The 25,780-nt window shown below is 61.2% G+C and carries 24 protein-coding genes; 19 read left to right on the top strand and 5 right to left on the bottom strand.

Annotation, left to right across the window (positions count from 1 at the left end):
- Positions 1-32: 32 nt before the first annotated feature.
- Complete coding sequence (locus tag ASC85_RS00225; protein WP_046064789.1) at positions 33-467, bottom strand: rhodanese-like domain-containing protein; 435 nt, start codon at positions 465-467, stop codon at positions 33-35.
- 101 nt (positions 468-568) lie between these two features.
- Here ASC85_RS00225 and ftrA point away from each other — a divergent pair, with 101 nt between their 5' ends.
- The gene (gene ftrA, locus ASC85_RS00220) at positions 569-1,528 is read left to right on the top strand and encodes a transcriptional regulator FtrA (RefSeq protein ID WP_057447776.1); all 960 of its coding nucleotides are present in this window, start codon (positions 569-571) and stop codon (positions 1,526-1,528) included.
- 169 nt (positions 1,529-1,697) lie between these two features.
- Here ftrA and cobF read toward each other — a convergent pair whose 3' ends face one another.
- Both cobF and ASC85_RS00210 read right to left on the bottom strand, forming a co-directional pair.
- A complete protein-coding gene (gene cobF, locus ASC85_RS00215; protein WP_046064787.1) occupies positions 1,698-2,456 on the bottom strand; it encodes a precorrin-6A synthase (deacetylating) in 759 nt (252 codons plus the stop codon).
- Positions 2,453-3,031, bottom strand: a complete 579-nt coding sequence (locus tag ASC85_RS00210; protein ID WP_057447775.1) for a histidine phosphatase family protein — start codon at positions 3,029-3,031, stop codon at positions 2,453-2,455. The genes cobF and ASC85_RS00210 overlap by 4 nt, the downstream gene beginning before the upstream one ends.
- Before the next feature lie 299 nt (positions 3,032-3,330).
- Between ASC85_RS00210 and ASC85_RS00205 the strand changes: the two genes are divergently transcribed.
- From ASC85_RS00205 to ASC85_RS00155, 11 genes are all read left to right on the top strand, one after another.
- Positions 3,331-4,185, top strand: a complete 855-nt coding sequence (locus tag ASC85_RS00205) for a MurR/RpiR family transcriptional regulator (RefSeq protein WP_057447774.1) — start codon at positions 3,331-3,333, stop codon at positions 4,183-4,185.
- A gap of 2 nt (positions 4,186-4,187) precedes the next feature.
- Positions 4,188-4,832 carry an isochorismatase family cysteine hydrolase gene (locus ASC85_RS00200; protein WP_057447773.1) on the top strand — a complete coding sequence of 215 codons (645 nt, stop codon included), beginning with the start codon at positions 4,188-4,190 and terminating at the stop codon, positions 4,830-4,832.
- Positions 4,829-6,181 (top strand): glutamine synthetase family protein, encoded by a 1,353-nt coding sequence (locus tag ASC85_RS00195; protein WP_057447772.1) that lies wholly within the window; start codon positions 4,829-4,831, stop codon positions 6,179-6,181. Before ASC85_RS00200 ends, ASC85_RS00195 begins: the two co-directional genes overlap by 4 nt.
- A complete protein-coding gene (locus ASC85_RS00190; protein ID WP_057447771.1) occupies positions 6,165-6,917 on the top strand; it encodes an N-formylglutamate amidohydrolase in 753 nt (250 codons plus the stop codon). The genes ASC85_RS00195 and ASC85_RS00190 overlap by 17 nt, the downstream gene beginning before the upstream one ends.
- A 73-nt stretch (positions 6,918-6,990) precedes the next feature.
- Positions 6,991-8,340 carry an APC family permease gene (locus ASC85_RS00185; protein WP_057447770.1) on the top strand — a complete coding sequence of 450 codons (1,350 nt, stop codon included), beginning with the start codon at positions 6,991-6,993 and terminating at the stop codon, positions 8,338-8,340.
- A 110-nt stretch (positions 8,341-8,450) separates the two neighbouring features.
- Positions 8,451-9,467, top strand: a complete 1,017-nt coding sequence (locus ASC85_RS00180) for an arginine N-succinyltransferase (protein ID WP_057447769.1) — start codon at positions 8,451-8,453, stop codon at positions 9,465-9,467.
- 61 nt (positions 9,468-9,528) lie between these two features.
- Entirely contained in the window at positions 9,529-10,563 is a 1,035-nt protein-coding gene (gene astA, locus ASC85_RS00175; protein ID WP_057447768.1) for an arginine N-succinyltransferase, read from the top strand.
- 139 nt (positions 10,564-10,702) lie between these two features.
- Positions 10,703-11,476: a hypothetical protein gene (locus ASC85_RS00170; protein ID WP_057447767.1), complete on the top strand. Its 774-nt coding sequence runs from the start codon at positions 10,703-10,705 to the stop codon at positions 11,474-11,476.
- Positions 11,473-12,114: a hypothetical protein gene (locus tag ASC85_RS00165; RefSeq protein WP_057447766.1), complete on the top strand. Its 642-nt coding sequence runs from the start codon at positions 11,473-11,475 to the stop codon at positions 12,112-12,114. Before ASC85_RS00170 ends, ASC85_RS00165 begins: the two co-directional genes overlap by 4 nt.
- Positions 12,115-12,149: 35 nt before the next feature.
- The gene (locus ASC85_RS00160) at positions 12,150-12,332 is read left to right on the top strand and encodes a hypothetical protein (RefSeq protein WP_003200007.1); all 183 of its coding nucleotides are present in this window, start codon (positions 12,150-12,152) and stop codon (positions 12,330-12,332) included.
- A gap of 185 nt (positions 12,333-12,517) precedes the next feature.
- Positions 12,518-13,387, top strand: a complete 870-nt coding sequence (locus tag ASC85_RS00155) for an isocitrate lyase/PEP mutase family protein (RefSeq protein WP_003200006.1) — start codon at positions 12,518-12,520, stop codon at positions 13,385-13,387.
- Positions 13,388-13,413: 26 nt separating this feature from the next.
- Here ASC85_RS00155 and ASC85_RS00150 read toward each other — a convergent pair whose 3' ends face one another.
- Positions 13,414-14,643, bottom strand: coding sequence for an acyl-CoA dehydrogenase (locus ASC85_RS00150; protein ID WP_003200004.1), 1,230 nt, complete (start codon positions 14,641-14,643; stop codon positions 13,414-13,416).
- A gap of 177 nt (positions 14,644-14,820) precedes the next feature.
- Between ASC85_RS00150 and ASC85_RS00145 the strand changes: the two genes are divergently transcribed.
- The 3 genes from ASC85_RS00145 to ASC85_RS00135 all read left to right on the top strand — a co-directional run bounded on the left by ASC85_RS00145 (position 14,821) and on the right by ASC85_RS00135 (position 17,401).
- Positions 14,821-15,750 carry a LysR family transcriptional regulator gene (locus ASC85_RS00145; RefSeq protein ID WP_003200002.1) on the top strand — a complete coding sequence of 310 codons (930 nt, stop codon included), beginning with the start codon at positions 14,821-14,823 and terminating at the stop codon, positions 15,748-15,750.
- A gap of 194 nt (positions 15,751-15,944) precedes the next feature.
- Positions 15,945-16,346 (top strand): MerR family transcriptional regulator, encoded by a 402-nt coding sequence (locus ASC85_RS00140; protein ID WP_057447765.1) that lies wholly within the window; start codon positions 15,945-15,947, stop codon positions 16,344-16,346.
- 155 nt (positions 16,347-16,501) lie between these two features.
- Positions 16,502-17,401 (top strand): hydroxymethylglutaryl-CoA lyase, encoded by a 900-nt coding sequence (locus ASC85_RS00135; RefSeq protein ID WP_057447764.1) that lies wholly within the window; start codon positions 16,502-16,504, stop codon positions 17,399-17,401.
- A 651-nt stretch (positions 17,402-18,052) separates the two neighbouring features.
- Here the strand turns inward: ASC85_RS00135 and ASC85_RS00130 are convergent.
- Positions 18,053-19,750 (bottom strand): AMP-binding protein, encoded by a 1,698-nt coding sequence (locus ASC85_RS00130; RefSeq protein ID WP_057447763.1) that lies wholly within the window; start codon positions 19,748-19,750, stop codon positions 18,053-18,055.
- A gap of 372 nt (positions 19,751-20,122) precedes the next feature.
- On the opposite strand from ASC85_RS00130, the gene ASC85_RS00125 reads away from it, so the two are divergent.
- The 4 genes from ASC85_RS00125 (at position 20,123) to ASC85_RS00110 (ending at position 25,766) form a co-directional block, all read left to right on the top strand.
- On the top strand, positions 20,123-21,286 hold the full coding sequence (locus ASC85_RS00125; protein ID WP_057447762.1) for an isovaleryl-CoA dehydrogenase: 1,164 nt from the start codon (positions 20,123-20,125) through the stop codon (positions 21,284-21,286).
- A 97-nt stretch (positions 21,287-21,383) separates the two neighbouring features.
- On the top strand, positions 21,384-22,988 hold the full coding sequence (locus tag ASC85_RS00120) for a carboxyl transferase domain-containing protein (RefSeq protein ID WP_057447761.1): 1,605 nt from the start codon (positions 21,384-21,386) through the stop codon (positions 22,986-22,988).
- Between the two features lie 13 nt (positions 22,989-23,001).
- Positions 23,002-23,820, top strand: a complete 819-nt coding sequence (locus ASC85_RS00115) for a gamma-carboxygeranoyl-CoA hydratase (protein ID WP_057448208.1) — start codon at positions 23,002-23,004, stop codon at positions 23,818-23,820.
- The gene (locus ASC85_RS00110; RefSeq protein ID WP_057447760.1) at positions 23,817-25,766 is read left to right on the top strand and encodes an acetyl/propionyl/methylcrotonyl-CoA carboxylase subunit alpha; all 1,950 of its coding nucleotides are present in this window, start codon (positions 23,817-23,819) and stop codon (positions 25,764-25,766) included. The genes ASC85_RS00115 and ASC85_RS00110 overlap by 4 nt, the downstream gene beginning before the upstream one ends.
- The last annotated feature ends 14 nt before the right edge of the window (positions 25,767-25,780 follow it).

Genomic DNA, 25,780 nt, shown 5'->3' with positions numbered 1-25,780 from the left:
CGCGAGCAAGCTCGCTCCCACAAAAAGCTGTCTCAGCAGTCGCAGCTGATCGCCTCATCCGCCATGCGCTCCACTGTGCCGGTCAAGCGAAAGCCTTCATCGAGCCAGCCCATGACGCCGCCGATCATTTCCTTGACCGGGTAGCCCAACGTTGCCAGGCGCACTGCCGCCTTGTTCGCACCATTGCAATGGGGGCCGGCGCAATACACCACAAACAGGGTGGTCTTGGCATAGGCGGCCAGTGCCTGGGCGGTGAGCGTGCGGGTTGGCAAGTTGATCGCCCCGGGTACGTGGCCGCGTTCGTAGGCCAGTGGTCCGCGTACATCCACCAGCACAAAATCGATATTGCCGGCCTGTTGGCTGGCGTGAACGTCGGAACAATCGGTTTCGAATGTCAGGCGACGGCTGAAATGCTGCAGGGCGATATCGGAGGGGGCAGCAGGCACTTCGCGAACCAGGCTGGTCATGGGCGTGTACTCCAGGATAGATAAGGCGTGAAGGGACTTTATCCCCCCGATGCTTGCCGCTACAGTGGCGCACAAGACACTCTGTGGGAATTTTCCGCCAAATGCAGCCTAACCCTGGTCTGGTCGCGATTCTTGCCTACGACGGCCTGTGTACTTTCGAATTCGGTGTCGCCGTCGAGATCTTCGGATTGGAGCGACCGGAATTCGATTTCCCCTGGTATACGCATCGGATCGTCGCGGTCGATGACGGCCCGATGCGCGCCATGGGCGGCTTCCAGGTATTGGCCGATGGCGGCATGGAACTGCTCGAAACCGCCCGGACCATTGTCGTGCCAGGCTGGCGCAACCGCAGCGAGCCACCGTCCCAGGCGTTGCTCGAGGCACTGCGCAGGGCCCACGCCCGTGGTGCGCGCCTGCTGTCGATCTGCTCCGGTGCCTTCGTACTCGCCGCCGCCGGGCTGCTCGACGGGCTGGGCGCCACGACTCATTGGCGCTACACCGACGAACTGGCCGCAAGCTTTCCGGCCGTGCGAGTAGACCCGGATGTGCTGTACGTGGATTCAGGACAGGTCATCACCTCGGCGGGCAGCGCCGCCGGTATCGATGCCTGCCTGCACCTGGTGGCACGGGACTATGGCATCCAGGTCGCCAACTGCGTGGCACGCCGGTTGGTGATGTCGCCGCAACGTACGGGCGGCCAGGCGCAGTTCATTCCCTCACCGGTCAGCCGCACGCCACGCAGCGACCTGTCGAGTGTCATGCAATGGGCCCGCGAACGCCTGCACGAACCCCTCGGTGTGCGCGAACTGGCCAGCCAGGCGGCCATGAGCGAACGCACCTTCCTGCGCCATTTCACCCAGGCCTGCGGCGTGTCGCCCAAGGCCTGGCTGCAACATGAACGCCTGGCCCGGGCCCGCGAGTTGCTGGAAAGCACCGGGGACAACACCGACAACATCGCACAACTGTGTGGCTACCGCTCGGTGGAAAGCTTTCGCGTGGCGTTTCGCAGCGTCGTGGGGTTGGCGCCGTCGGTGTATCGGGAGCGGTTTGGGCGGGGGTAAATAGCCTACTGGTGATGAAGCTGTCGAACGCTGTTATGGCAAGGGCATATTTGTGGGAGCAAAGCTTGCTCGCGATATGAGCGCCTCGATTTCTGGAAGACCGCATCGCCTGTATCGCGGGCAAGCCTTGCTCCCACATACCCTCTCGCCACAGGTTGATGCGCAAGCGTCATTGAGGCTTGCGCAACAAATACGTATCCATGATCCAGCCATTGGCCTTTCGCGCGGCCTTGCGGGTGCGTTCGATGTCATCGGCCACATCCCCCAGGCGGCCGGCGATAAGGATTTCATCCGGCGTCCCCACATAGGCACCCCAGTAGATGTGCGTATCGGGATCGCTCACCTGGCGATAGGCGTCCTCGGCATCGAGCATCACCACCACACTCGCCGCGTCGCCCACCTGCCCCGCCGCCAACCGGCGTCCGGTGGTGATTTCCAACGAACCGCCAATGCTGTTCAACGGCACTTTATGCCGGGCGGCCAAGGCCTGGACGCTGGTGATGCCGGGGATCACCTCAAATTCGAAGGCGCAGCGGCCCGCGTCAAGGATCGCCTGCAGGATGCGCACGGTACTGTCGTACAGCGCCGGATCGCCCCACACCAGAAAACCACCCCGTTGACCGTCGGACAGTTCTTCATTGATCAAGCGTTCGAAGGTGGCCTGTTTAGCCCGGTTCAACGCTTCGACGCTGTCCTTGTAGTCCAGGTCGCCGCGTTGGCGTTCCGGGCTGTAGGCTTCGACGAAACGGTAGGTACGATCAACGATATAGCGCCGACAGACTTCGCGCCGCAGGTCCAACAGTTTGTCCTTGGCCGGGCCCTTGTCCATGAGGAAGACCACGTCCAAGCAGTTCAAGGCTTTCACTGCCTGCATCGTCAGGTGATCCGGATCGCCGGCCCCAATGCCAATGACTGACAACGTCTTCATCGCGGCGACTCCTGGTCAGGTCCCTGGGTGCGTAATCGCCATACGCCGTTGAAACGCAATTCAAGGGTGGACAACGGTTCAATGTCGATCCGGTTGAATGTGGCGGCCGGGCAGCCCAAGACATTCACCAGGGCTGCGCGAATCACGAAGGGGTGGGTGACGGCCAGCAGATGTCCTGGCCGGGTTTCCAGACTGGCCAGCCAATTCCCGACACGGCGACACAACTGGGCGACAGATTCACCACCATGGGGCGCCGCCTCGGCATCATCGAGCCAACTCTGCAGGGCTTGCGGTTCAGTCTGGAGCAAGTCATCGATGGACAACCCGCGCCAGCGTCCCAGATCGCAATCGGCCAGGGCCTGGTCCTGCTCGGGCTCGGCGCCGAACAAGGCGGCGGTCTGGCGCGTGCGCAGTTCCGGCCCGCACAGCAGTTGCCGGACATTTCGGTAGTGGTGCTCGACCTGCGCGCGGCGTGCCAGCCAGTCGGCGTCCAGCGGTTCGTCCAGGCCAAAGCGCGCCTGCTTCTGGGCGGCGGTGCGGGCGTGGCAGATCAAGGTCAGACGAGTGGCTTGCACACTGGATTCTCAGGCAATCGGAAGGGTCGCACGGGCGGGATATTCACGCACTAAGTTGTACAGCACCTTATACGAAATCAAATAAGTGAGACAAAAAGGCGTTATGTCCGACATCGTCAGAAGCATCGACTGACATACCCGTTCTACCCAGCCGGGACCAACTCCTACAAGGGTTTCGCACAATATTCGAGCATTTTAAACGGAACGTAAAAACCACTGGACATGTAGCACCAGCTACATAAATACTGTTTTCAGGAGTTATGAAAAAAATTCAACACCCATCCTGGCAAGGAGCACGGATGCCACCTCTTAGAGACCTGATCACCGATCCCGGCCTGGTTTTGACGCCGTCGGAACGCAAGGTCGTACGTGCCCTGCTCGATCACTACCCACGCAACGGCCTCGGCCCGATGTCACGCCTGGCGGACCATGCCGGCGTCAGCGACCCGACCATCGTGCGGCTGGTGAAAAAACTCGGGTTTGGCGGTTACGCCGAATTCCAGGATGCACTGCTCAGTGACATGGATCATCGCCTGCGCTCCCCCCGCACCCTGTTGAAACCGCGGGCCAAATTGCAGCAAGGCGATACCTGGAGCCAGTACCTGGCCGCCAGTCAACGTCACCTCATCGACACCCAGGCCCTGACCCAACCCGAAGACGTGCGCATTCTCGTGCAGTGGTTACTCGACAGCCGCCATCAGGTGCATTGCTTCGGCGGACGCTTCAGCAGCTTCCTGGCCCACTACCTGCTCAATCATTTGCGGCTGTTGCGCGCCGGCTGTTTTGCCCTGGAAGACAACGCCCAACTGCCTGACCGGCTATTCGACGTGCAGCGCCAGGATGTGGTGCTGATCTTCGATTACCGTCGCTACCAGGCCCAGGCCCTGCGCGTGGCCAGCGCGGCCAAGGAGCGCCACGCCCGGGTCGTGCTGTTCAGCGACGTCTACGCTTCGCCATTGCGCGAGCTGGCCGACCTGATCATCAGCGCCCCGGTGGAATCGATCTCGGCCTTCGACAGCCTGGTGCCGGCACTGGCCCAGGTCGAGGCGCTGATTGCCTGCCTGACCCTGCAATGCCCCGAGCTGGCCGAACGCCTGGAAGGCATCGATGCCTTGCGCACGGAATTCAACACGCACCTGCTGGAGGAAAAATAAGGATGTTCTCGCTCCCCCACCGCTCGCCCCGGGATTTGCCGTTCACCTGCCAGCACACGGCCTTGCTGCTGGTGGACATGCAACGCGCCTGGCTGGAACCGCAATTCGATGCCCACCTGCACACCCGCGAGGCCGAGTATTTCATCCAGCGGGCCCGCCAGCAGGTCATCCCCAACCAGCAGCGCTTGCTCAACGCGATGCGCGAAGCGCAGCACAACGTGTTGCACACCCACATCGAAAGCCTCACCGCCGATGGCCGCGACCGTTCCCTGGACCACAAGCTGTCGGACATGCACCTGCCCAAGGGCAGCCCCGAGGCGCAGATCATTGCCGAACTGGCGCCGCTGGAAAACGAAATCGTGCTGCCCAAGACCTCCTCCGGGGTTTTCAATTCCACCAACATCGACTACGTGCTGCGCAACCTGCAGACCCGACACTTGATCGTCGCCGGCATCGTCACCGACCAGTGCGTCGACATGGCCGTGCGCGACGCCGCCGATCGCGGCTACCTGGTCACGCTGGTGGAAGATGCCTGCGCCACCTACACCGAACAACGGCACCTGGCGTGCCTGAACGCGATCAAGGGCTATTGCTGGATCACCGATACCGACACCGTGCTCGCGCGTTTGCAGGAGATGCAGCCATGAGCCGCCTCGATCCTGCCGCCGTCCTCGCCCCGCTGCCCGTCACGACCCTGGTGACCACCGATCTGATCGGCGTGACCCGTGGGCGCTCGTTTCCCAGTGATGAATTGCCTCACTACGTCACCGCTGGCTGTGGCTGGGTGCCGGCCAACAGCGCACTGACGCCCCAGGACATCATCGCTTCGACCAACCCCTGGGGCGCCTATGGCGACCTGCGGCTGGTGCCGGACCTGTCCAGCCGGGTGACCGTCAACAACGGCCCCGACGCCCAGGCGCCCGCCCTCGACTTCATCCATTGCGATGTGCGCGAGACCGATGGCCGGCCATGGAGCGCCTGCCCGCGCACGCTGTTGCAGGACGAAGTGGAGCGTTATCGCACCGACTTGGGCTTGCAGGTCTTCGCCGCGTTCGAGCATGAATTCAACCTGGTTGCCACGCCTGCGCAGCCTGATCGCCTGGCCTTCAGCCTCCAGGCCCAGCGCCAGCAGGCCGAATTCGCCGGATGGTTGCTCAGTGCCCTGCGGGCCGGCGGTGTCGAGCCGGAAATGTTCCTGCCGGAATATGGCCAGCATCAATACGAAATCACCTGCCGCCCGACCTTGGGCGTGGCCGCTGCCGACCGGGCCGTGAACGTACGGGAGATCACCCGCGAGATCGCCCGGCAAATGGGCCTGGACCTGAGCTTCGCCCCCAAGACCGCGGAAAACGCCGTCTGCAACGGCGTGCATTTGCACCTGAGCCTGCAAGACCTGAGCGCGGACCCGGTGCTGCATGACGCCGCCAGCAGCAACGGCTTGTCCAGCCTCGGCCAGCATTGGGCCGCCGGTGTGCTGCACTATCTGCCTGCACTGTGTGCGCTGACCGCGCCGACACCGGTGTCCTACGAGCGCCTGCAACCTCATCACTGGAGCGCGTCCTATGCGTGCCTGGGACAGCGCAACCGCGAAGCAGCGCTGCGCATCTGCCCGACCGTGAGCCTGAGCGGCAAACCGCTGGCGAACCAGTACAACCTGGAGTTCCGCGCCATGGACGCCACCGCTTCGCCGCACCTGGCGATGGCTGCGCTGTTGATTGCCGGGCGACTGGGCATCCAGCAACGACTGGCCTTGAACGCTGTCACCGATGAAATACCCGATGAGCTGGATGAAGCACAACGTCGTGCCCGTGGCATTATCGCCCTGCCGACAACCCTGGCCCAGGCGCTGGACTGCCTGCGCCACAGCGGGGCGCTGGTCGAGACCCTGCCCGGCCCGCTGGTCGAAACCTACTTCGCCTTGAAGGCCCAGGAGCTGGCCTTGACCGAGGCACTGTCACCTGCCGAGCGTTGTGAGCACTATGCACGAATCTATTGAATGTGCTGAATCGGGCCTCTACACCAGGCCACCCTACCGACTGGCCCGGGAGGACTCCGAACACCCGGTGCTGCTGGTGTGCGAACACGCCAGCCGCTTCATTCCCGATGCGCTGAACGATCTGGGCCTGGATGAAACCGCGTCCCAGGAGCACATTGCCTGGGACATTGGCGCCCTGCACCTGGCCGAACGCCTGTCCGAAACCCTCGGCGCGACCTTGCTGGCGGCCAATTACTCACGGCTGTTAATTGACCTCAACCGGCCGCTGCATGTGCCGGACAGCATTCCGGCCCAGAGCGAGATCTACCAGGTCCCGGGCAACCATGACCTGGACGAGGCCACGCGCGAATATCGCCAGCAGCGCCTGTTTCATCCCTTCCACGATCAGTTGCGGGCGTTGATCGACCAGCGCCTGGCCGCCAACCGACCGGTGCGCGTGGTGGGCATCCACAGTTTCACCCCGGTGTTCTACGGCCAGCCGCGTGCCCTCGAAGCGGGCGTGCTGTTCGGCGAAGCCAAGGAATACGCCCAGCACATCGTCGACGGGCTGGGCCGGCATTCGCTGCGGGCAGCAGGCAACCAGCCCTACAAGATCAACCCCCTGACCGACATGACGGTTCCGGTACACGGCGATGGCCGCGGCCTGGATTCGGTGTTGATCGAAGTGCGCAACGACCAACTGCGCAGCCCCGAGGCGGTACGGACCTGGAGTGCCTACCTGGCGCCCCTGCTGTAGCGCGGCAGCGGCAAGTTTCCAGCGACAGACAGCAAGCAAGCGCAACCCACACAGCTGAAAAGGAAAACGGCTCATGAGCATTGAGGCATTTGGCTACAAGCAGGAATTGAAACGCGGCCTGTCGCTGACAGACCTGGTGGTATACGGGATGATTTTCATGATCCCCATCGCGCCGTTCGGCGTGTATGGCTATGTCAACGCCGAGGCACCGGGGATGGTGCCGCTGGCGTACATCATCGGCATGGTGGCGATGCTGTTTACGGCCTTGAGCTACGGCAGCATGGCCCGGGCCTTTCCGGTGGCAGGTTCGGTCTATTCCTACGCGCAACGGGGCCTTAACCCACACGTTGGCTTCATTGCCGGTTGGCTGATGCTGCTGGACTACCTGCTGATCCCGCCGCTGCTCTATGTCTACGCCGCCATGGCACTGAACCATTTGTACCCGGACATTCCCAAGGTCGGTTTCATCCTGGCGTTCCTGGTGAGCGCGACCTTCGTCAACCTGCGCGGCATCACCTTCACCGCGCGGATGAACATCATTTTCCTGCTGGCGCAGCTGGTGGTGCTGGGGATTTTCCTGTTCTACGCCTGGAACGCCCTGCACGGCGGGGCCGGTAACGGCCAACTGACCCTGGCGCCGCTGTACAGCCCCGAACATTTCAACTTCGCCCTGCTGATGCAAGCCGTGTCCATCGCAGTGTTGTCGTTCCTGGGCTTCGACGCCATTTCCACCCTGGCTGAAGAGATCAAGGGCGACCCGGGCCGCAGCGTCGGCAAGGCAGCCCTGGTGACCTTGCTGGTGATGGGGGCGATCTTCGTGGTGCAGACCTGGATCGCCACGGACCTGGCCGCCGGCATGGGTTTCAAGTCCGCCGACACCGCATTCTATGAAATCGCCGAGTTGGCAGCCGGCAGCTGGCTGGCCACCTTGACCGCGGTTGCCACGGCCCTGGCCTGGGGCGTGGCCGTGGCGATCACTTCGCAGGCGGCGGTATCGCGCCTGTTGTTCGGCATGGCCCGGGACGGCCAGTTGCCCAAGGTGCTGGCCAAGGTCCATCCAAAACACAACACCCCGTACTTGAGCATCTACCTGGTGGCGGTGCTGTCGCTGCTGATCTGCTACCTGTTCATCGACGCCGTGGACACCCTCACCTCCCTGGTCAACTTCGGCGCCCTGAGCGGCTTCATGTTGCTGCACATCACCGTCATCAACCATTACTGGCGCCGCCAGCGGTCCGGCCAGCTGATTCGCCACTTGATCTGCCCACTGGTCGGCTTCGTGATCGTCGCGGCCATCATGTACAACATGGGCGTGGCTGCGCAGAAGCTCGGCCTGATCTGGATCGCCGCAGGCGTGGTCTACCTGTGTGTGCTCAACAAATTCGGCAACCCTGGCGCCGTGTCCGATCCGGCCGGCCAGTGAGGGCTGGCGGCCGAAGGATTCGGCCAACCGTGGTTACAACGCGTGGACATCGACAGTGATCGTCAAGCCCGGTGCTGGTCACCGGGCTCTCTGGAACAGGAGTGCAATCCATGCTGGCCTTACGTCCAGTTCAATTAACCGATCTGCCGCAACTGCAACAACTGGCCCGTGACAGCTTGGTGGGGGTCACGTCGCTGCCGGACGATACCGCGTGCCTGGAGGAAAAGATCCTCGACTCGTGCGCCTCGTTCGAGGCTGATGTGCAGGGTCCTGGCGCGGAGAATTATTTTTTTGTCCTGGAGGACCTGGAATCCGGGCGCCTGGTCGGTTGTTCGGAAATTCTCTCCAGCACCGGTTACAACGAACCGTTCTACAGCCTGCGCAACCGGCCGTTTTCCAGCGAATCCCGGGAGCTGAACATCCAGCATGGCGTGCCCGCGCTGTCACTGTGCCAGGACCTCAACGGACAGACGCTGCTGCGTGGCTTCCACATCGACGCCGAGCGGGTGCGCACGCCGGAATCGGAGCTGCTGTCCCGGGCCCGGCTGATGTTCATCGCTGCCCACCCCCAGCGCTTTGCCGAATCGGTCATCACCGAAATCGTCGGTTTCAGCAGCGAGGACGGCCAGTCACCTTTCTGGGACGCCATCGGCCAGCACTTCTTCGACCTGCCCTACGTCGAAGCCGAACGGTTGTGTGGCTTGCAGAGCCGGACCTTTCTCGCCGAGCTGATGCCGCAATACCCGATCTACGTGCCCATGCTGCCGCCAGCGGCCCAGGCCTGCATCGGCCGGGTGCATCCCGACGGCCAGGAAGCCTTCGACATCCTGGCGCGCGAGGGTTTCGAGACCAACAGCTACGTCGATATCTTCGACGGCGGGCCGACCTTGCATGCCCGTATCGCCAACGTCCGCACCATCACGCAAAGTCGGAGCGCCACGGCCCGGCAAAGCCTGCAGATCGATGCCAGAGGCCGTTATCTGCTGAGTAACGACCGTCTTGGAAACTACCGGGCCATCGTCGCCGAGCTGGACGTCAATGCCGAAGGCCCCGTGGCCCTGTCGCCCGACATGCTGGCCGCCCTGGACGTCATGGATGGCGAGCGGATCCGGGTGGTTGCCCTATGAACTTCACTCGATCCCGTGGCACGCATCGGCGCTTGGACCGACACGATGAAGGAGCTGCAGCATGATTGTCCGTCCGGTCGCCATTACCGATCTGCCCGCGTTGCTGGACCTGGCCCGTTGCGCAGGTCCCGGCTTCACCAGCCTGCCGGCCAACGAAGAGCGCCTGGCCCACCGTATTCGCTGGGCCCAACGGACCTTTGCCGGGCAAGTCGAACGTGCCGACGCCGATTACCTGTTCGTGCTCGAAGACGATGACCGGCAGGTGGTGGGCATCAGTGCCCTGACCGGCGCGGTCGGGCTGCGCGAGCCCTGGTACAACTATCGGGTCGGGCTGACGGTCAGCTCGGCGCCAGAGCTGGGGATCCAGCGGCAGATCCCGACCCTGTTCCTCAACAACGAGATGTCCGGGCAATCGGAAATCTGCTCGTTGTTCCTGCACCCCGAGCAACGCCACGGCCACAACGGACGCCTGCTGTCCCTGGCGCGCCTGCTGTTCGTGGCCGAATTTCCCCAGCTGTTCGGCGAAAAACTGATCGCCGAACTGCGGGGCCATTCCGACGAACGAGGCTGCTCGCCGTTCTGGGACAGCCTGGGACGGCACTTCTTCAAGAAAGATTTCAGCTACGCCGATCAGTTGTCCGGCATGGGCAACAAGTCGTTCATCGCCGAGCTGATGCCACGCCAGCCACTGTATACCTGTCTGCTCACCGAACAGGCCCAGGCGGTGATCGGCAAGGCTCACCCGAACACCGAGCCGGCCCTGAAGATCCTCAGTGCCGAAGGTTTCAGCCATAAGGGCTACATCGACATCTTTGACGGCGGCCCGGTGATCGAGGCGCCAGTGTCGAAGATCCGCACCGTGCGCGACAGCCAGATGCTGACCCTGGTCATTGGCACCCCGGACGAACAGGCACCGGTCTGGATGATTCACAATCGGCGCCTGGAAAACTGCCGCGTCACCAGCGCTCGCGCACACCTGCATGGCCACAAGCTGCTCGTCGATCGCCTCACCGCCAAACGCCTGCAAGTGCAACCGGGTGATACGGTGCGGGCCGTGGCATTGCCCAGGCAGGGACAACAGGCGGTGGCGGCGTAGCCTCGGTACCGCCCGACCTCGGATATTCAATACATAAGAATGTCGTTAATCAGCAATACTTCTCCACAATTGCATAATTGCCACTTATCTACTCGAGACCCATACTTTCGCGCACCGCCCCACTGTAACGACAATGTTCATGATCAAGAATCTGATTGCTACACGAATACCGCTCGAACGCATAGCGGAGAAAATCAAGACATTAGACATGACCGCGCAAATCAAACAATTGATCGCCGACCTGGACAGTCAAAACCAAGTTGCCACGGCACAGTCTCGACGCGCGACCGTCATGAACATGACCAACCCGCACACCGGCACCATCACGCTGCATTGCACCAGCGTTGGCAATATCAGTATCAAGGCACCTGCATCTAACACTGCGTCTTCGCAACTGTACTCGGTGCCTGGCCAAAGCATTCTATTCGCACTTGATCAACCTTTCGAAATCCAGCAATACACCCTCAACACGCATCAACTTGAAAAAACCGACACCTCGATCATCGACAACTGCAATCCGCTGATCATTGATGGCAATCGAACCTTATTCGACTATTCTCAAAGGGACGAAAAACAACCTGCATTGATTGGCAGAATTAATTTCCCCGACCGCAGTGCGGACATCAGCGTATTTGATCCTGTCTCATTGCGTAAAACAGCCTGGCTGCCTCAAGACAATAGTGCCGCCCGGTACCTGGTGAGCCTCGAATTACTCGAAACGATCCAGGACCCGGAAGGTGTCAGGGTTGCCGGGGAGCTGATCTTCCATTATCACCCCGCCGTGGCATGGAAAGCCTTCCAGATGCTTTATCGGGCTGACCCGCAAAACGCGTTGAGTTACGTCCCGTCGCTGAAAAAACGCGAAGACGCACGCCTGGACAATTTGCTCCGTCCACTGGAGCTGGCGGCATGAACCTGGAAACGTTTGTCGAGCGACTGAACACTTATGACCTGCAGCGAGACAAAGCCAGGATCATTGCAGACTTGCGCCAACTGGCCAAAAACCGTTGTCTATTGAGCGGCCATCTTTATACCACCCTCCAGCGAGACGGTTTCAGTACACGCAACAGCCTCTATAACGCCTATGGTTTTGTACTGCACAAGAATGATTCATTCACCCTTCGCCTGGGATTCTGGTCGCCGGTAGAAACTCATGATGAAAGCGAAACATTCATTTATAACCTGAACCACAGTCACGACTTTGAAATGTATGCAGTCGGCTACAGCGGAGATGGCTACACCACCATTACACGCAAAATACTTGATGATCTACCGCTGCAAAAAGGTAAAAGACCCAGGCTGGGTAAAGTGCAAAAACTTAAACTTGCGCCAGGTGAAGTCCTGTACATGCCTGCACTACGGGAAATCCATAAGCAAATCGCCCCGAAGTCAATGTCCGCTTCATTGAGTGTACTTATTCATCCTAAACACCTGGTCAAGACCGACGAAGCTTGGTGTTTCGATAAAAATTACAGACCGCTTTACCCCGGCATCGCTGCGCCAGAGATCGCACTGTTTACAGAGACGCTGTCACAGCTCAACGCCAACTAGTCATTCGCTGTCCAACAACTAAAGAAGGAGAAACCATGAATAACCTGATGAAAGACTGGGATGAAACCCCATTACTGCGAGCGGGTACCAATGTAGTCGATACCGCCATGCAGTTAACCAACGAAATCCACTGCACACTCCCCGGCTTCCCGACGCGCTTCAACGTCGGAAACATCCACGAGATCAAGCAGTTCTGGAGCCTACCGACCGAAGACTGAATAGTTTGAAATGGGCTTTTTTTGCCCGGCTGCAGACTTTCCGGGCCTGCAGCCTTTTTTCGATGCCATAACGGCATCACCCATACACATTCGTCATCATCTTTGCGCTTGCCACGTGATAGCCTTTGGATCTTTCGGCGTTGACACTTTTGCTCAAGCCTTTCCATTCCATTGGTGGAACTCATATGTCCAGGCTTTCCCATCAAGATTTACGTCGTAACTTTCGCCAATTGCTGGCTTCCAACACCTGCTACCACACCGCGTCGGTGTTTGACCCGATGTCGGCGCGCATTGCCGCTGACCTGGGGTTCGAAGTAGGCATCCTGGGAGGCTCGGTGGCGTCGTTGCAAGTATTGGGCGCGCCGGACTTCGCCCTGATCACCCTCAGTGAATTTGCCGAACAGGCCACCCGCATCGGCCGCGTGGCCCAACTGCCGGTCATTGCCGACGCCGACCACGGCTATGGCAATGCCCTGAACGTGATGCGCACCATCGTTGAACTGGAACGCGCCGGCATCGCGGCGCTGACCATCGAGGACACCTTGCTGCCGGCCCAGTTCGGGCGTAAATCCACCGACCTGATCGGCGTAGCCGAAGGCGTCGGCAAGATTCGTGCGGCGCTGGAGGCGCGAGTCGATCCGGAAATGGCGATCATCGCCCGGACCAACGCAGCGATTCTGCCGGTCCAGGAAATCATCAGCCGTACCCAGCAATATGAGCGTGCCGGGGCGGACGGGATTTGCATGGTAGGCGTGCAAGACTTCGATCATCTGGAGAAGATCAGCGAAAACCTGACCGTGCCACTGATGCTTGTCACTTATGGCAACCCGTTGCTGCGCGACGACAAGCGCCTGGCCGAGTTGGGCGTGCGCGTGACCATCGACGGCCACGGCGCCTATTTCGCCGCGATCAAGGCGACTTACGACAGCCTTCGCGAACAACGGCAGATCTTCACCCAGGCTTCGGACCTGAGCGCCACCGAACTGACCCACACCTACACCCAGCCCGAGGACTACATCCGCTGGGCCGAGGAGTACATGAGCGTCAAGGAGTAAGCGGACTCGCTCCCACAGGCCAGATCCTAGCCCTTGCTGCGCAACATTTCCCTGGGCACATACTTGCCGATCTCGAACTTGCCGATGGCCGCGCGGTGGACTTCATCCGGACCGTCGGCCAGGCGCAGGGTGCGTTGCATGGCGTACATGTAGGCCAGCGGGAAATCGTTGGAAACCCCGGCACCACCGTGGATCTGGATCGCCCGGTCGATGACCTTCAAGGCCACGTTCGGCGCGACGACCTTGATCTGGGCAATTTCGCTCTTCGCCACTTTATTGCCGACCGTGTCCATCATGTACGCCGCCTTCAACGTCAGCAGGCGCGCCATGTCGATTTCCATCCGCGAGTCGGCAATCTTGTCGATGTTACCGCCAAGACGCGCCAACGGCTGGCCGAAGGCCGTGCGGCTGACGGCACGCTTGCACATCAACTCCAATGCGCGCTCGGCCATGCCGATCGAACGCATGCAGTGATGAATCCGGCCCGGGCCAAGGCGACCCTGGGCAATTTCAAAGCCACGTCCTTCACCCAACAGGACGTTTTCGTACGGCACCCGCACGTTCTCGAACAGCACCTCGGCATGCCCGTGAGGCGCATCGTCGTAGCCGAACACCGGCAGCGGCCGGACGATCTTGACGCCGGGGGTGTCCACCGGCACCAGGATCATCGAATGCTGGGCATGGCGTGGCGCATCAGGGTTGCTCAGGCCCATGAAGATCAGGATCTTGCAGCGCGGGTCGCAGGCCCCTGAGGTCCACCACTTCTTGCCATTGATGACCCACTGGTCGCCGTCGCGCTCGGCACGGGCGGCCATGTTGGTGGCGTCCGAGGAGGCAACATCCGGCTCGGTCATGGCAAAAGCCGAGCGGATCTCGCCGCGCAGCAGTGGCTCGAGCCAGCGTTGCTTTTGTTCTTCATTGGCGTAGCGCACCAGCACTTCCATGTTGCCGGTGTCCGGCGCCGAGCAATTGAACGGCTCCGGTCCCAGCAACGAGCGCCCCATGATCTCTGCCAGCGGCGCGTATTCCAGGTTGGTCAGGCCGGCACCCAGTTCGGATTCAGGCAGAAACAGGTTCCACAGGCCTTCTGCCTTGGCCTTGGCCTTGAGCTCTTCCATGATGGCCGTGGGTTGCCAGCGGTCGCCTTCGGCCACTTGCCGCTCGAACACTGCTTCGGCCGGGTAGACGTAGGCATCCATGAACGCCGTGACGCGTTCACGCAGTTCCTGAACCTTGGGGGAATAGGCAAAATCCATGAGCAGCACCTTCTGGGCAGAGGTTGTTTTAGGTCATGAAATCGATGCTAGTTCAGCTACGAAAATTTACCTAACCTATTCTCGGCGTGTATTAACATTCATCACCGATATATGTTTCACTGATTTTTATCGCCACCCGGCACCTCACAACAAGCCCAAGAACAAGAGTGCAGCGCCATGAATCTGAGCAAGGTCGACCTCAACCTTTTCATTGTCTTCGATGCGATCTACACCGAAGCCAACCTGACCCGCGCCGGGCAGATCGTCGGCATCACTCAGCCGGCCGTGTCCAATGCCCTGGCGCGTCTGCGGGAAACCTTCAACGACCCGCTCTTCGTGCGCACCGCCCAGGGGATGGTGCCGACGCCCATGGCCCAGAACATCATCGGTCCGGTGCGCAACGCCCTGTCGTTGCTGCGGGTGTCGGTTCAGGAAAGCCGGATTTTCAACCCGCTGCAGGCGGTCAAGACCTACCGCATCAGCATGACCGACCTCACCGAAGGCGTGATCCTGCCGCTGCTGTTCCAGCGCCTGCGTCGCCTGGCGCCGACCGTGGCGATCGAGAGCTTCCTCTCCAAGCGCCGTGAAACCACCAAGGAGCTGGCCGCCGGCCGCCTCGACTTCGCCGTGGACGCACCGCTCAACACCGACCCACAGGTACGCCACGTCAAGTTGATGGAAGATCGCTACGTGTGCGCCATGCGCAAGGGCCATCCGTTGGCGGGCAAGGAAAAGATCAGCCTCGATGATTACCTGGCCCAGACCCACGTGCATATTTCCAGCCGCCGCAACGGGCTGGGGTATGTCGACCTGGCCCTCGGCAAGATGGGTATCCAGCGCAAGATCGCCCTGCGCTCCCAGCATTACCTGATGGCCTCCCAGGTGCTGCAACAAACGGACATGGTCATGACCGTTCCCGAGCGCTTTGCCCGTCGTCACGATTTGCATGCCTTCCTGTTACCAGTCAACGATGTGCCGCCGGTGGAAACCCACCTCTACTGGCACGAAAGCACCGACCAGGACCCGGCCAACCGCTGGATGCGCGAGCAGATGATCGAGCTGTGCCAGCAGGTGACGGCCCATGAAAAGAAGCTCGACAAGGTTTAGGCAATCAAAATTGTGGGAGCGAGCTTGCTCGCGATGGCGGTGGATCAGCTTGCATTAATGTTGAATGTGCTGCCGTCATCGCGAGCAAGCTCGCTCCCAAAGGTGCTGCGCTTCCAGGATGAGACCGCTCTGCTTGACGCGAACGTCAACCTGCCTTTAGCTTAGCGCCAGCCCCTTTCGTTTCGAGCGCTTCCATGAGCAGCCAGACCTACAGCATCTCCGACCTCGCCCGCGAGCTGGATATCACCACCCGGGCCATCCGTTTCTACGAAGAACAAGGCCTGTTGAGCCCGGAGCGACGAGGCCAGGAGCGCATTTATTCGCCGCGGGACAAGGTCAGCCTGAAGCTGATCCTGCGCGGCAAGCGCATTGGCTTTTCCCTGGCCGAGTGCCGCGAGCTGATCGAACTCTACGACCCCTCCAGCGGCAATCAGAAACAGCTGCACAGCATGCTGGCGAAAATCGCCGAGCGCCGGGAACAGCTCGAACAGCAACTGCTTGACATCGAACAGATGAAACTGGAACTCGATACCGCCGAAGAACGCTGCATCCAGGCGCTGGAGCAGACGATCAAGGGCGAGGAAATCGTCCAGTAACACAACATGCCCCTTGTGGGAGCGAGCCTGCTCGCGATAGCGATGTAACTGACAACATCAATGTTGACTGACATACCGCTATCGCGAGCAGGCTCGCTCCCACAGGGGGCAGCATCGTTCTCGATACTTTGGCAACTCACTACAGGTCAATCCCCATGTCCCTCCCCTCCTTTGTACGCCTGATCGAAGTCGGCCCCCGTGACGGGCTGCAGAATGAAGCACAGCCCATCAGCGTCGCCGACAAGGTGCGTTTGGTGGATGCCTTGAGCGCCGCCGGCCTGGGCTACATCGAAGTCGGCAGTTTCGTCTCGCCCAAGTGGGTGCCGCAAATGGCCGGTTCCGCCGAGGTGTTTGCGCAGATCCAGCGCAAGCCCGGTGTGACCTATGGCGCCCTGGCGCCGAACCTGCGGGGTTTTGAAGACGCGCTGGCGGCGGGCGTGAAAGAGGTGGCGGTGTTCGCCGCCGCGTCCGAAGCGTTTTCCCAGCGCAATATCAACTGCTCCATCAAGGACAGCCTGGAGCGCTTCGCGCCGATCATGGAAGCTGCAAGACAACACGACGTCAGTGTGCGCGGCTACGTGTCCTGCGTGCTGGGCTGCCCGTATGAAGGGGCGGTCAAGCCTGAACAGGTGGCTTGGGTCGCTCGGGAGCTGTATGCCATGGGCTGCTACGAAGTCTCCCTGGGCGACACCATCGGCACGGGCACCGCCGGGGCCACCCGCAGGATGTTCGAGGTGGTGGGCGCCGAAGTGCCTCGGGACAAGCTCGCCGGACACTTCCACGACACCTACGGCCAGGCCATGGCCAACGTGTATGCCAGCCTGCTGGAAGGCATCGCGGTGTTCGACAGCTCCATCGCCGGCCTGGGCGGCTGCCCTTATGCCAAGGGCGCCAGCGGTAACGTTGCCACCGAAGACGTGCTGTACCTGCTCAATGGCTTGGGTATCGAAACCGGTGTCGACCTGGACGCCCTGATCGCCGCGGGTCGGCAGATCTGCGACGTGCTCGGCCGCCCTAGCGGTTCGCGTGTCGCCAAGGCCCGCAGCGCACAGTGAGGTGTTACCGCTAGCTTTGTAACAGCGGTGAAACGAGTAACACGGAAACAATTTGTCTGGTCTGGCGCGTCAGTTTTTTCGACGACAAAACATAAATCATTGATTTATATAGAATTTTAAAAATTGGCACGCCACCTGCTTTATCTCTTGCATAACAAGAATAAAAAAACGCAGCAAACCCAATAAAAACAAGACGAAACGACTCTGACATAACAAAAACAACACGGCAGAGACGCAGCTAACAGATTTTTTTGGAGAGGATGTGCTTTTCAGGGTGCTTTCAGGAGCAACCCGCAACCGGGCAGAGAACAATAAAACTACCTTCAGGTAGCTCCCGAATCGGTTGGATCGCAAGGCGAAAAAGCAGATCAGCGCTCAAAAAAATACGTTTGCTCTTGATCCCGGATGGGGATCGCCAAAAACAGCGGTAAAGGGCAACGGCTGCCAAAAACAACAACAGGCCGCCCCTCAATAATAAAAAAAGAGCACGCGACGACAAAATTAAAGGGGAGCTTCGGCTCCCCTTTGTGCTGTCTGGGGTTTGAGCTTTTCTTGTGGGAGCGGGCTTGCTCGCGAAGAGGCCAGCCCATCCAACATCTTCATCGACTGTGACGCCGCCTTCGCGAGCAAGCCCCACACAGGGGGTCTTGCTCAGCCTTCTACCTCGCGCAGTTCCTCGATGCTGATTTCGCGCATGCGGAATTTCTGGATCTTGCCGGTGACCGTCATGGGAAATTCTTCGACGAATTTGAAATGACGCGGCGTCTTGAAGTGGGCGATGCGCTCCTTGCACCAGGCTTGCAGTTCTTGCTCTGAGGCACTGTGGCCGGGATGAAACTTGATCCAGGCAACGATTTCCTCGCCATAGCGCGAACACGGGATGCCGATCACCTGCACGTCCGCCACCGCCGGGTGAGTGAAGAAGAACTCCTCCAGCTCACGCGGGTAAATATTCTCCCCGCCGCGGATGATCATGTCCTTGTTGCGCCCGACGATGCGCACGTAGCCCTGCTCGTCCATGGTCGCCAGGTCGCCGGTGTGCATCCAGCCATCCGGGTCGATGGCATCGGTGCTGCCCTTGGGGTTGTTCCAGTAACCGAGCATCACGCTGTAGCCGCGGGTACACAACTCGCCGACAGCCCCACGCGGGACGATATTGCCGGTCTCATCGATAATTTTGCTTTCCAGTTGCGGCTGGGTACGGCCGACGGTGGTTACGCGCAGTTCCAACTCGTCTGTAGGACCGGTCTGCAATGACACCGGGCTGGTTTCCGTCATGCCGTAGGCAATCTGCACTTCGGCCATGTGCATTTCATTGATGACCCGTCGCATCACTTCGATGGGGCATGTGGCCCCGGCCATGATGCCAGTGCGCAGGCTGGACACATCGAAGTCGCCCCGCTGCGGCTCATCCAGCAGGGCGATGAACATGGTGGGCACGCCATACAGTGCCGTGGCTTTTTCCTCGGCCACGGCCTTTAGCGTCAGCAACGGGTCAAAGGCATCGTTGGGGTAGATCATGGTGCTGCCATGGGTCATGCAGCCCAGGTTACCCATGACCATGCCGAAGCAATGGTAGAGCGGCACCGGGATCACCAGCCGATCGCCAGCCGTCAGGCCCAGGCTTTCGCCGACCATGTAACCGTTATTGAGAATGTTGTGATGACTGAGGGTAGCGCCCTTGGGGAAGCCGGTGGTGCCGGAGGTGTACTGGATATTCACCGGTTGATCGGACTGCAGGCTGGATTGACGTTCAACCAGTTGTTCCGGCGTCACCGCCGCACCCAGGCTGGCCAGTTGCGACCAGGGCAGGAAACCTGATGGCGGCTGGGAATCGAGGCTGATCACACCGCGCAAATCCGGCAAGCGTTCGCTCTGCAAGTGGCCGATCGATTGCTCCGCCAGCTCTGGTGCCAGCGCTTGCAACATGGAGTGATAATTCGAGGTCTTGAACGACCCGGCACACACCAGCCATTGGCATCCGGATTGTTTCAGCACGTATTCGAGTTCAGAAACGCGATAGGCTGGATTGATGTTGACCAGAATGGCGCCGATTTTCGCACTGGCGAACTGGCTGATGCACCACTGGGCGCAATTGGGCGCCCACACGCCAAGGCGATCACCGCTTTTCAAGCCTAGCGCCAATAAGGCTCGGGCGTGCAGATCAACGGCCTCGGCCAGCTGTTGCCAGGTATAACGCAGCGATTGATGGCGAACCACCAACGCCTCGCCCTCCGGATAGCGGGCCACCGTCTGGTCGAAAATCTCGCCGATGGTTTGGGCCAGCAAAGCCTTGGCCTGGGAGCCACGGGTGTAGCTGAGCTGCGAATGCGAACCGGGTTGATCCATGACGCCCCCTCTTGTCTTTATTAGTGGGTGTAGCGGTGAATCTCATGCACAGATGCCGTTGTGGCTGCGTAGAAGCTGTGTAGGAGCTGTGTAGGAGCTGTCGAGTGCAACGAGGCTGCGATCTTTCCCAGACACTTGAGTCTCAAGCGAAAGATCAAAAGATCAAAAGATCGCAGCCTTCGGCAGCTCCTACACGCGCTCGAGCGGGAGCAAACTCCCTCGCCACGATTTTTCCAGGCGCACTTACTCTGGCTCAAGTTGACGTTAACGTAAAGGTAGATTGACAGCCTCTCGTCACAGGCTTACGTTAACGTAAAGGTGAGAGCCGTTCCACCGCTCCCCGCACCCAATAAAAAAGCCCAAAGGTGTCCCATGAGCTACCCATCCCTGAACTTTGCCCTCGGCGAAACCATCGACATGTTGCGCGACCAGGTGCAGGCCTTCGTCAAGGCCGAGCTGGCGCCGCGAGCAGCGCAGATCGATATCGATAACCTGTTTCCCGCCGACATGTGGCGCAAGTTCGGCGACATGGGCCTGCTGGGCATCACCGTACCGGAAGAATACGGCGGCGCTGGCCTGGGCTACCTGGCCCACGTGGTGGCGATGGAAGAAATCAGCCGCGGTTCGGCCTCGGTCGCCCTCTCCTACGGTGCCCACTCCAACCTCTGCGTGAACCAGATCAACCGCAACGGCAATCACGAACAGAAAACCAAGTACCTGCCCAAGCTGATCAGCGGCGAACACATCGGTGCCCTGGCGATGAGCGAGCCGAACGCCGGCTCCGACGTGGTCTCGATGAAACTGCGAGCCGACAAGCGTGGCGACAAGTACGTGCTCAACGGCAGCAAGACTTGGATCACCAACGGCCCCGATGCCAACACCTACGTGATCTACGCCAAGACCGACCTGGAAAAAGGTCCCCACGGCATCACCGCCTTCATCGTCGAGCGCGACTGGAAAGGCTTCAGCCGCAGCAACAAATTCGACAAGCTCGGCATGCGCGGCTCCAACACCTGCGAGCTGTTTTTCGATGACGTCGAAGTGCCGGAAGAAAACATCCTCGGCACACTCAACGGTGGCGTGAAAGTGCTGATGAGCGGCCTTGACTACGAGCGCGTCGTGCTCTCTGGCGGCCCGACCGGGATCATGCAGGCCTGCATGGACCTGATCGTGCCCTACATCCACGACCGCAAGCAGTTCGGCCAGAGCATTGGCGAATTCCAGCTGATCCAGGGCAAGGTCGCCGACATGTACACCCAGCTCAACGCCAGCCGCGCCTACCTGTATGCCGTGGCCCAGGCCTGCGAGCGCGGCGAAACTACCCGCAAGGACGCCGCCGGGGTGATCCTCTACAGCGCCGAACGCGCCACGCAAATGGCCCTCGACGCCATCCAGATCCTCGGCGGCAATGGCTACATCAATGAATTCCCGGCCGGCCGTCTGCTGCGTGACGCCAAGCTGTACGAAATCGGTGCTGGCACCAGTGAGATTCGTCGGATGTTGATCGGCCGCGAACTGTTTAACGAGACGAAATGAATTTCGTCAGTTGCAAGCGACAAGCTCCAAGCGGCAAGAGAAACGCGCTCTGGCTTGCAGCTTGTGGCTTGAAGCTAACAGCTGCTACGGAGTAGCCATGATTCTGCACACTCAGCTCAACCCGCGCTCGCCGGAGTTCATCGCCAACCGCGATGCGATGCTCGGACACGTCGAGGCCCTGCGCACCCTGCTCGCGCAAATTCGCCAAGGCGGCGGTCCCAAGGCCCAGGAACGGCACACCTCGCGAGGCAAGTTGCTGCCCCGTGAACGCATCAACCGGCTGCTGGACCCGGGCTCGCCGTTTTTGGAAATCAGCCCATTGGCAGCCCACGAAGTGTATGGCGAAGACGTGCCGGCGGCTGGCGTGATTGCTGGCATCGGCCGCGTGGAAGGCGTCGAATGCATGATTGTCGCCAACGACGCGACGGTAAAAGGTGGCTCCTACTACCCGCTGACGGTGAAAAAACACCTGCGCGCCCAGACCATCGCCCAGCAGAATCGCCTGCCCTGCATTTACCTGGTGGACTCCGGCGGCGCCAACCTGCCGCGCCAGGACGAGGTGTTCCCGGACCGCGAGCACTTCGGGCGGATCTTCTTCAACCAGGCCAACATGAGTGCCCAGGGCATCCCGCAGATCGCCGTGGTCATGGGTTCCTGCACCGCCGGTGGCGCCTATGTGCCGGCCATGGCGGACGAGGCGATCATGGTCCGCCAGCAGGCGACGATTTTCCTCGCCGGCCCACCGTTGGTGAAAGCCGCCACCGGTGAGGTGGTCAGTGCCGAAGACCTGGGCGGTGCCGATGTGCACTGCAAGATCTCCGGCGTGGCTGACCATTACGCCGACAGCGACGAACATGCCCTGGCCCTGGCCCGCCGCAGCGTGGCCAACCTCAATTGGCGCAAACAGGGCGAGTTGCAGCATCGCCTGCCGATTGCCCCGCTTTACTCGGGCGACGAGCTGTACGGCGTGGTTTCGGCCGACGCCAAGCAGCCGTTCGATGTGCGGGAGGTGATCGCGCGCCTGGTGGACGGTTCGGTGTTCGACGAATTCAAGGCGCTGTTCGGAACGACGCTGGTGTGCGGCTTCGCTCATTTGCACGGCTACCCGATCGCGATTCTGGCCAACAATGGCATTCTCTTCGCCGAGGCCGCGCAGAAAGGCGCGCACTTCATCGAACTGGCCTGTCAGCGCGGGATCCCCCTACTGTTCCTGCAGAACATCACCGGTTTCATGGTCGGGCAGAAGTACGAAGCCGGCGGCATCGCCAAGCACGGGGCCAAACTGGTGACGGCCGTGGCCTGCGCCAAAGTGCCGAAATTCACCGTGATCATTGGCGGCAGTTTCGGCGCGGGTAACTACGGCATGTGCGGCCGCGCCTACGACCCGCGGTTCCTGTGGATGTGGCCAAACGCGCGGATTGGCGTGATGGGCGCCGAACAGGCAGCCGGCGTGCTGGTGCAGGTCAAGCGTGAACAAGCCGAACGCAGCGGCCACCCCTTCAGCGCCGAACAGGAAGCCGAGATCAAGCAACCGATCCTCGACCAGTACGAAGAACAGGGTCACCCCTACTATTCCAGTGCCAGGCTGTGGGACGACGGCGTCATCGACCCGGCCCAGACCCGCGACGTGCTGGGCCTGGCCTTGTCCGCGTCACTGAACGCGCCTATCGAACCGAGCCGCTTCGGCGTGTTCCGGATGTAAACGGGGAATGTCCATGGATAACTTCAACACCCTCGAACTGCACACCGACCCACGGGGGGTTGCCACCCTGTGGCTCAGCCGCGAGTCGAAAAACAACGCGTTCAACGCCGAAATGATCCGCGAACTGATCCTGGCCCTGGACCACGTCAGCAGCGATCCAAGCTTGCGCTTCCTGCTGATCCGCGGGCGCGGCAAGCATTTCAGCGCCGGCGCCGACCTGGCCTGGATGCAGCAATCGGCCGAGCTCGACTACCACACCAACCTCGATGACGCCCGGGAACTGGCGGAGCTGATGTACAACCTCGCCAAGCTGAAAATTCCTACGCTGGCCGTCGTCCAGGGTGCGGCGTTCGGTGGCGCACTGGGGCTTATCAGCGCTTGTGACATGGCCATTGGCGCCGATGAAGCACAGTTCTGCCTGTCGGAAGTGCGCATTGGCCTGGCGCCAGCGGTGATCAGCCCATTCGTGGTGCAAGCCATCGGCGAGCGTGCCGCGCGTCGTTATGCCCTGACGGCGGAACGCTTCGACGGGCAACGTGCGAAAGAAATCGGTTTGCTGTCGGAAAGTTACCCGGCCGAGACCCTGGACCACCAGGTCGAACAGTGGATCGACAACCTGTTGCTCAACAGCCCGGCGGCCATGCGCGCCAGCAAGGAACTGCTGCGTGAAGTCGGCAACGGCGCTCTTACCCCGGCGCTGCGGCGCTACACCGAAAACGCCATCGCCCGCATCCGCGTCAGTCCGGAGGGCCAGGAAGGCCTGCGGGCCTTCCTGCAAAAGCGCGCGCCGAACTGGCAAGCCGAATCGAATAACAAGGAGCCGCGTCGATGAGCGCCCCTGCCCTCACTACGTTGCTGGTGGCCAACCGTGGCGAAATCGCCTGCCGCGTGATGCGCACCGCCAAGGCCTTGGGCCTGACCACCGTGGCCGTCCACAGCGCCACCGACCGCGATGCCCGCCACAGCCGTGAAGCCGACATCCGCGTCGACCTGGGCGGCAGCAAGGCAGCCGACAGCTACCTGCAAATCGACAAGCTGATCGCCGCAGCGAAAGCCAGCGGCGCCCAGGCCATCCACCCCGGCTATGGCTTTCTGTCCGAGAACGCCGGGTTCGCCCGGGCGATTGAAAGCGCCGGGCTGATCTTCCTCGGGCCACCGGCCTCGGCCATCGATGCCATGGGCAGCAAATCGGCGGCCAAGGCCTTGATGGAAACCGCCGGGGTGCCCCTGGTGCCCGGTTATCACGGCGAAGCCCAGGACCTGGAGACCTTTCGCGACGCCGCCGAGCGCATCGGCTACCCGGTATTGCTCAAGGCCACGGCCGGCGGTGGCGGCAAGGGCATGAAAGTCGTCGAGGACGTCAGCCAACTGGCCGAAGCCCTGGCTTCGGCCCAGCGTGAAGCGCAGTCCTCGTTCGGCGACTCACGGATGCTGGTGGAAAAGTACCTGCTCAAGCCGCGCCATGTGGAAATCCAGGTATTTGCCGACCAACACGGCAACTGCCTGTACCTCAACGAACGCGATTGCTCGATCCAGCGCCGCCACCAGAAAGTGGTGGAAGAAGCCCCCGCCCCCGGCCTGACCCCGCAATTGCGCCAGGCCATGGGTGAAGCCGCCGTGCGCGCAGCCCAAGCGATTGGTTACGTCGGGGCCGGCACGGTGGAGTTCCTGCTGGATGCGCGGGGCGAGTTTTTCTTCATGGAAATGAACACCCGCTTGCAGGTCGAGCATCCGGTCACCGAAGCGATCACCGGACTGGACCTGGTGGCCTGGCAGATCCGCATCGCCCAAGGCGAACCCTTGCCGATCACTCAAGCGCAAGTGCCGCTGCTCGGTCACGCCATCGAAGTGCGGCTATATGCCGAAGACCCGGTCAACGATTTCCTGCCGGCCACCGGACGCCTGGCGTTGTATCGCGAATCGGCCGAGGGCCCGGGCCGGCGGGTCGACAGCGGGGTTGAAGAAGGCGATGAAATCTCGCCGTTCTACGACCCGATGCTCGGCAAGCTGATTGCCTGGGGTGAAGACCGTGAACAGGCGCGCTTGCGGCTGTTGAGCATGCTCGACGAATTTGCCATTGGCGGGCTGAAAACCAACATCGGGTTCCTGCGCCGAATCGTGGCCCACCCTGCCTTCGCGGCAGCAGAACTGGACACCGGATTTATCCCACGTTACCAGGCGCAATTGCTGCCAGAGCCTGGCGAATTGGATGACGCATTCTGGTTCGCAGCCGCCCAGGGCTTCGCCTTGAGCCTGACACCGCGCGTGCGCTGCGATGATGCCGATTCGCCTTGGGCCAGCACCACCGGGCTGCGTCTGGGGCTGCCAAGGGAAACCACCTTGCACCTGAGCTGCGAAGGCCAGGATCGCGCGCTGACGCTGGACGTTAGCGCCCATTGCGCGGAACTCGAGGGCGAGCAACTGGTGATCGAGTACCATGGCCTGCGCCGCAGTCATCGGGCCATTCGCCAGGGCGACAGCCTGTATCTGCAATGGGCGGGTGACCTGCACCGGATCGACCTGTACGACCCGTTGGCCGCCGCCGAGGCCAGCCACAGCCATCAAGGCGGCCTGGCCGCGCCCATGAACGGCAGTATCGTGCGGGTATTGGTGAGTGTCGGCCAGCCGGTGGAGGCCGGGGCTCAACTGGTGGTGCTGGAGGCCATGAAAATGGAGCACAGCATTCGTGCGCCCAAGGCCGGGGTGATCAAGGCGCTGTATTGCCAGGAAGGCGAAATGGTCAGCGAAGGCAGCGCCCTGGTGGCGTTCGAAGAATAGGTATCGGCCCGCTC

The sequence above is a fragment of the Pseudomonas sp. Root401 genome, assembly GCF_001425105.1.
GTDB lineage: Bacteria > Pseudomonadota > Gammaproteobacteria > Pseudomonadales > Pseudomonadaceae > Aquipseudomonas > Aquipseudomonas brassicacearum.
Note: the sequence above shows the minus strand (reverse complement) of the source record. Positions and strands in the feature narration are given on the sequence as shown.

Coding starts and splice junctions, on each gene's coding strand:
- ASC85_RS00195 (WP_057447772.1), top strand. CDS start 4,829: ATGAGCCGCCTCGATCCTGCCGCCGTCCTCGCCCCGCTGCCCGTCACG.
- ASC85_RS00125 (WP_057447762.1), top strand. CDS start 20,123: ATGAGCTACCCATCCCTGAACTTTGCCCTCGGCGAAACCATCGACATG.
- ASC85_RS00150 (WP_003200004.1), bottom strand. CDS start 14,643: ATGGATTTTGCCTATTCCCCCAAGGTTCAGGAACTGCGTGAACGCGTC.
- ASC85_RS00110 (WP_057447760.1), top strand. CDS start 23,817: ATGAGCGCCCCTGCCCTCACTACGTTGCTGGTGGCCAACCGTGGCGAA.
- ASC85_RS00145 (WP_003200002.1), top strand. CDS start 14,821: ATGAATCTGAGCAAGGTCGACCTCAACCTTTTCATTGTCTTCGATGCG.
- cobF (WP_046064787.1), bottom strand. CDS start 2,456: ATGAAGACGTTGTCAGTCATTGGCATTGGGGCCGGCGATCCGGATCAC.
- astA (WP_057447768.1), top strand. CDS start 9,529: ATGATTGTCCGTCCGGTCGCCATTACCGATCTGCCCGCGTTGCTGGAC.
- ASC85_RS00200 (WP_057447773.1), top strand. CDS start 4,188: ATGTTCTCGCTCCCCCACCGCTCGCCCCGGGATTTGCCGTTCACCTGC.
- ASC85_RS00130 (WP_057447763.1), bottom strand. CDS start 19,750: ATGGATCAACCCGGTTCGCATTCGCAGCTCAGCTACACCCGTGGCTCC.
- ASC85_RS00135 (WP_057447764.1), top strand. CDS start 16,502: ATGTCCCTCCCCTCCTTTGTACGCCTGATCGAAGTCGGCCCCCGTGAC.
- ASC85_RS00155 (WP_003200006.1), top strand. CDS start 12,518: ATGTCCAGGCTTTCCCATCAAGATTTACGTCGTAACTTTCGCCAATTG.
- ASC85_RS00170 (WP_057447767.1), top strand. CDS start 10,703: ATGATCAAGAATCTGATTGCTACACGAATACCGCTCGAACGCATAGCG.
- ASC85_RS00205 (WP_057447774.1), top strand. CDS start 3,331: ATGCCACCTCTTAGAGACCTGATCACCGATCCCGGCCTGGTTTTGACG.
- ASC85_RS00140 (WP_057447765.1), top strand. CDS start 15,945: ATGAGCAGCCAGACCTACAGCATCTCCGACCTCGCCCGCGAGCTGGAT.
- ASC85_RS00180 (WP_057447769.1), top strand. CDS start 8,451: ATGCTGGCCTTACGTCCAGTTCAATTAACCGATCTGCCGCAACTGCAA.
- ASC85_RS00185 (WP_057447770.1), top strand. CDS start 6,991: ATGAGCATTGAGGCATTTGGCTACAAGCAGGAATTGAAACGCGGCCTG.
- ftrA (WP_057447776.1), top strand. CDS start 569: ATGCAGCCTAACCCTGGTCTGGTCGCGATTCTTGCCTACGACGGCCTG.
- ASC85_RS00160 (WP_003200007.1), top strand. CDS start 12,150: ATGAATAACCTGATGAAAGACTGGGATGAAACCCCATTACTGCGAGCG.
- ASC85_RS00165 (WP_057447766.1), top strand. CDS start 11,473: ATGAACCTGGAAACGTTTGTCGAGCGACTGAACACTTATGACCTGCAG.
- ASC85_RS00115 (WP_057448208.1), top strand. CDS start 23,002: ATGGATAACTTCAACACCCTCGAACTGCACACCGACCCACGGGGGGTT.
- ASC85_RS00120 (WP_057447761.1), top strand. CDS start 21,384: ATGATTCTGCACACTCAGCTCAACCCGCGCTCGCCGGAGTTCATCGCC.
- ASC85_RS00190 (WP_057447771.1), top strand. CDS start 6,165: ATGCACGAATCTATTGAATGTGCTGAATCGGGCCTCTACACCAGGCCA.
- ASC85_RS00225 (WP_046064789.1), bottom strand. CDS start 467: ATGACCAGCCTGGTTCGCGAAGTGCCTGCTGCCCCCTCCGATATCGCC.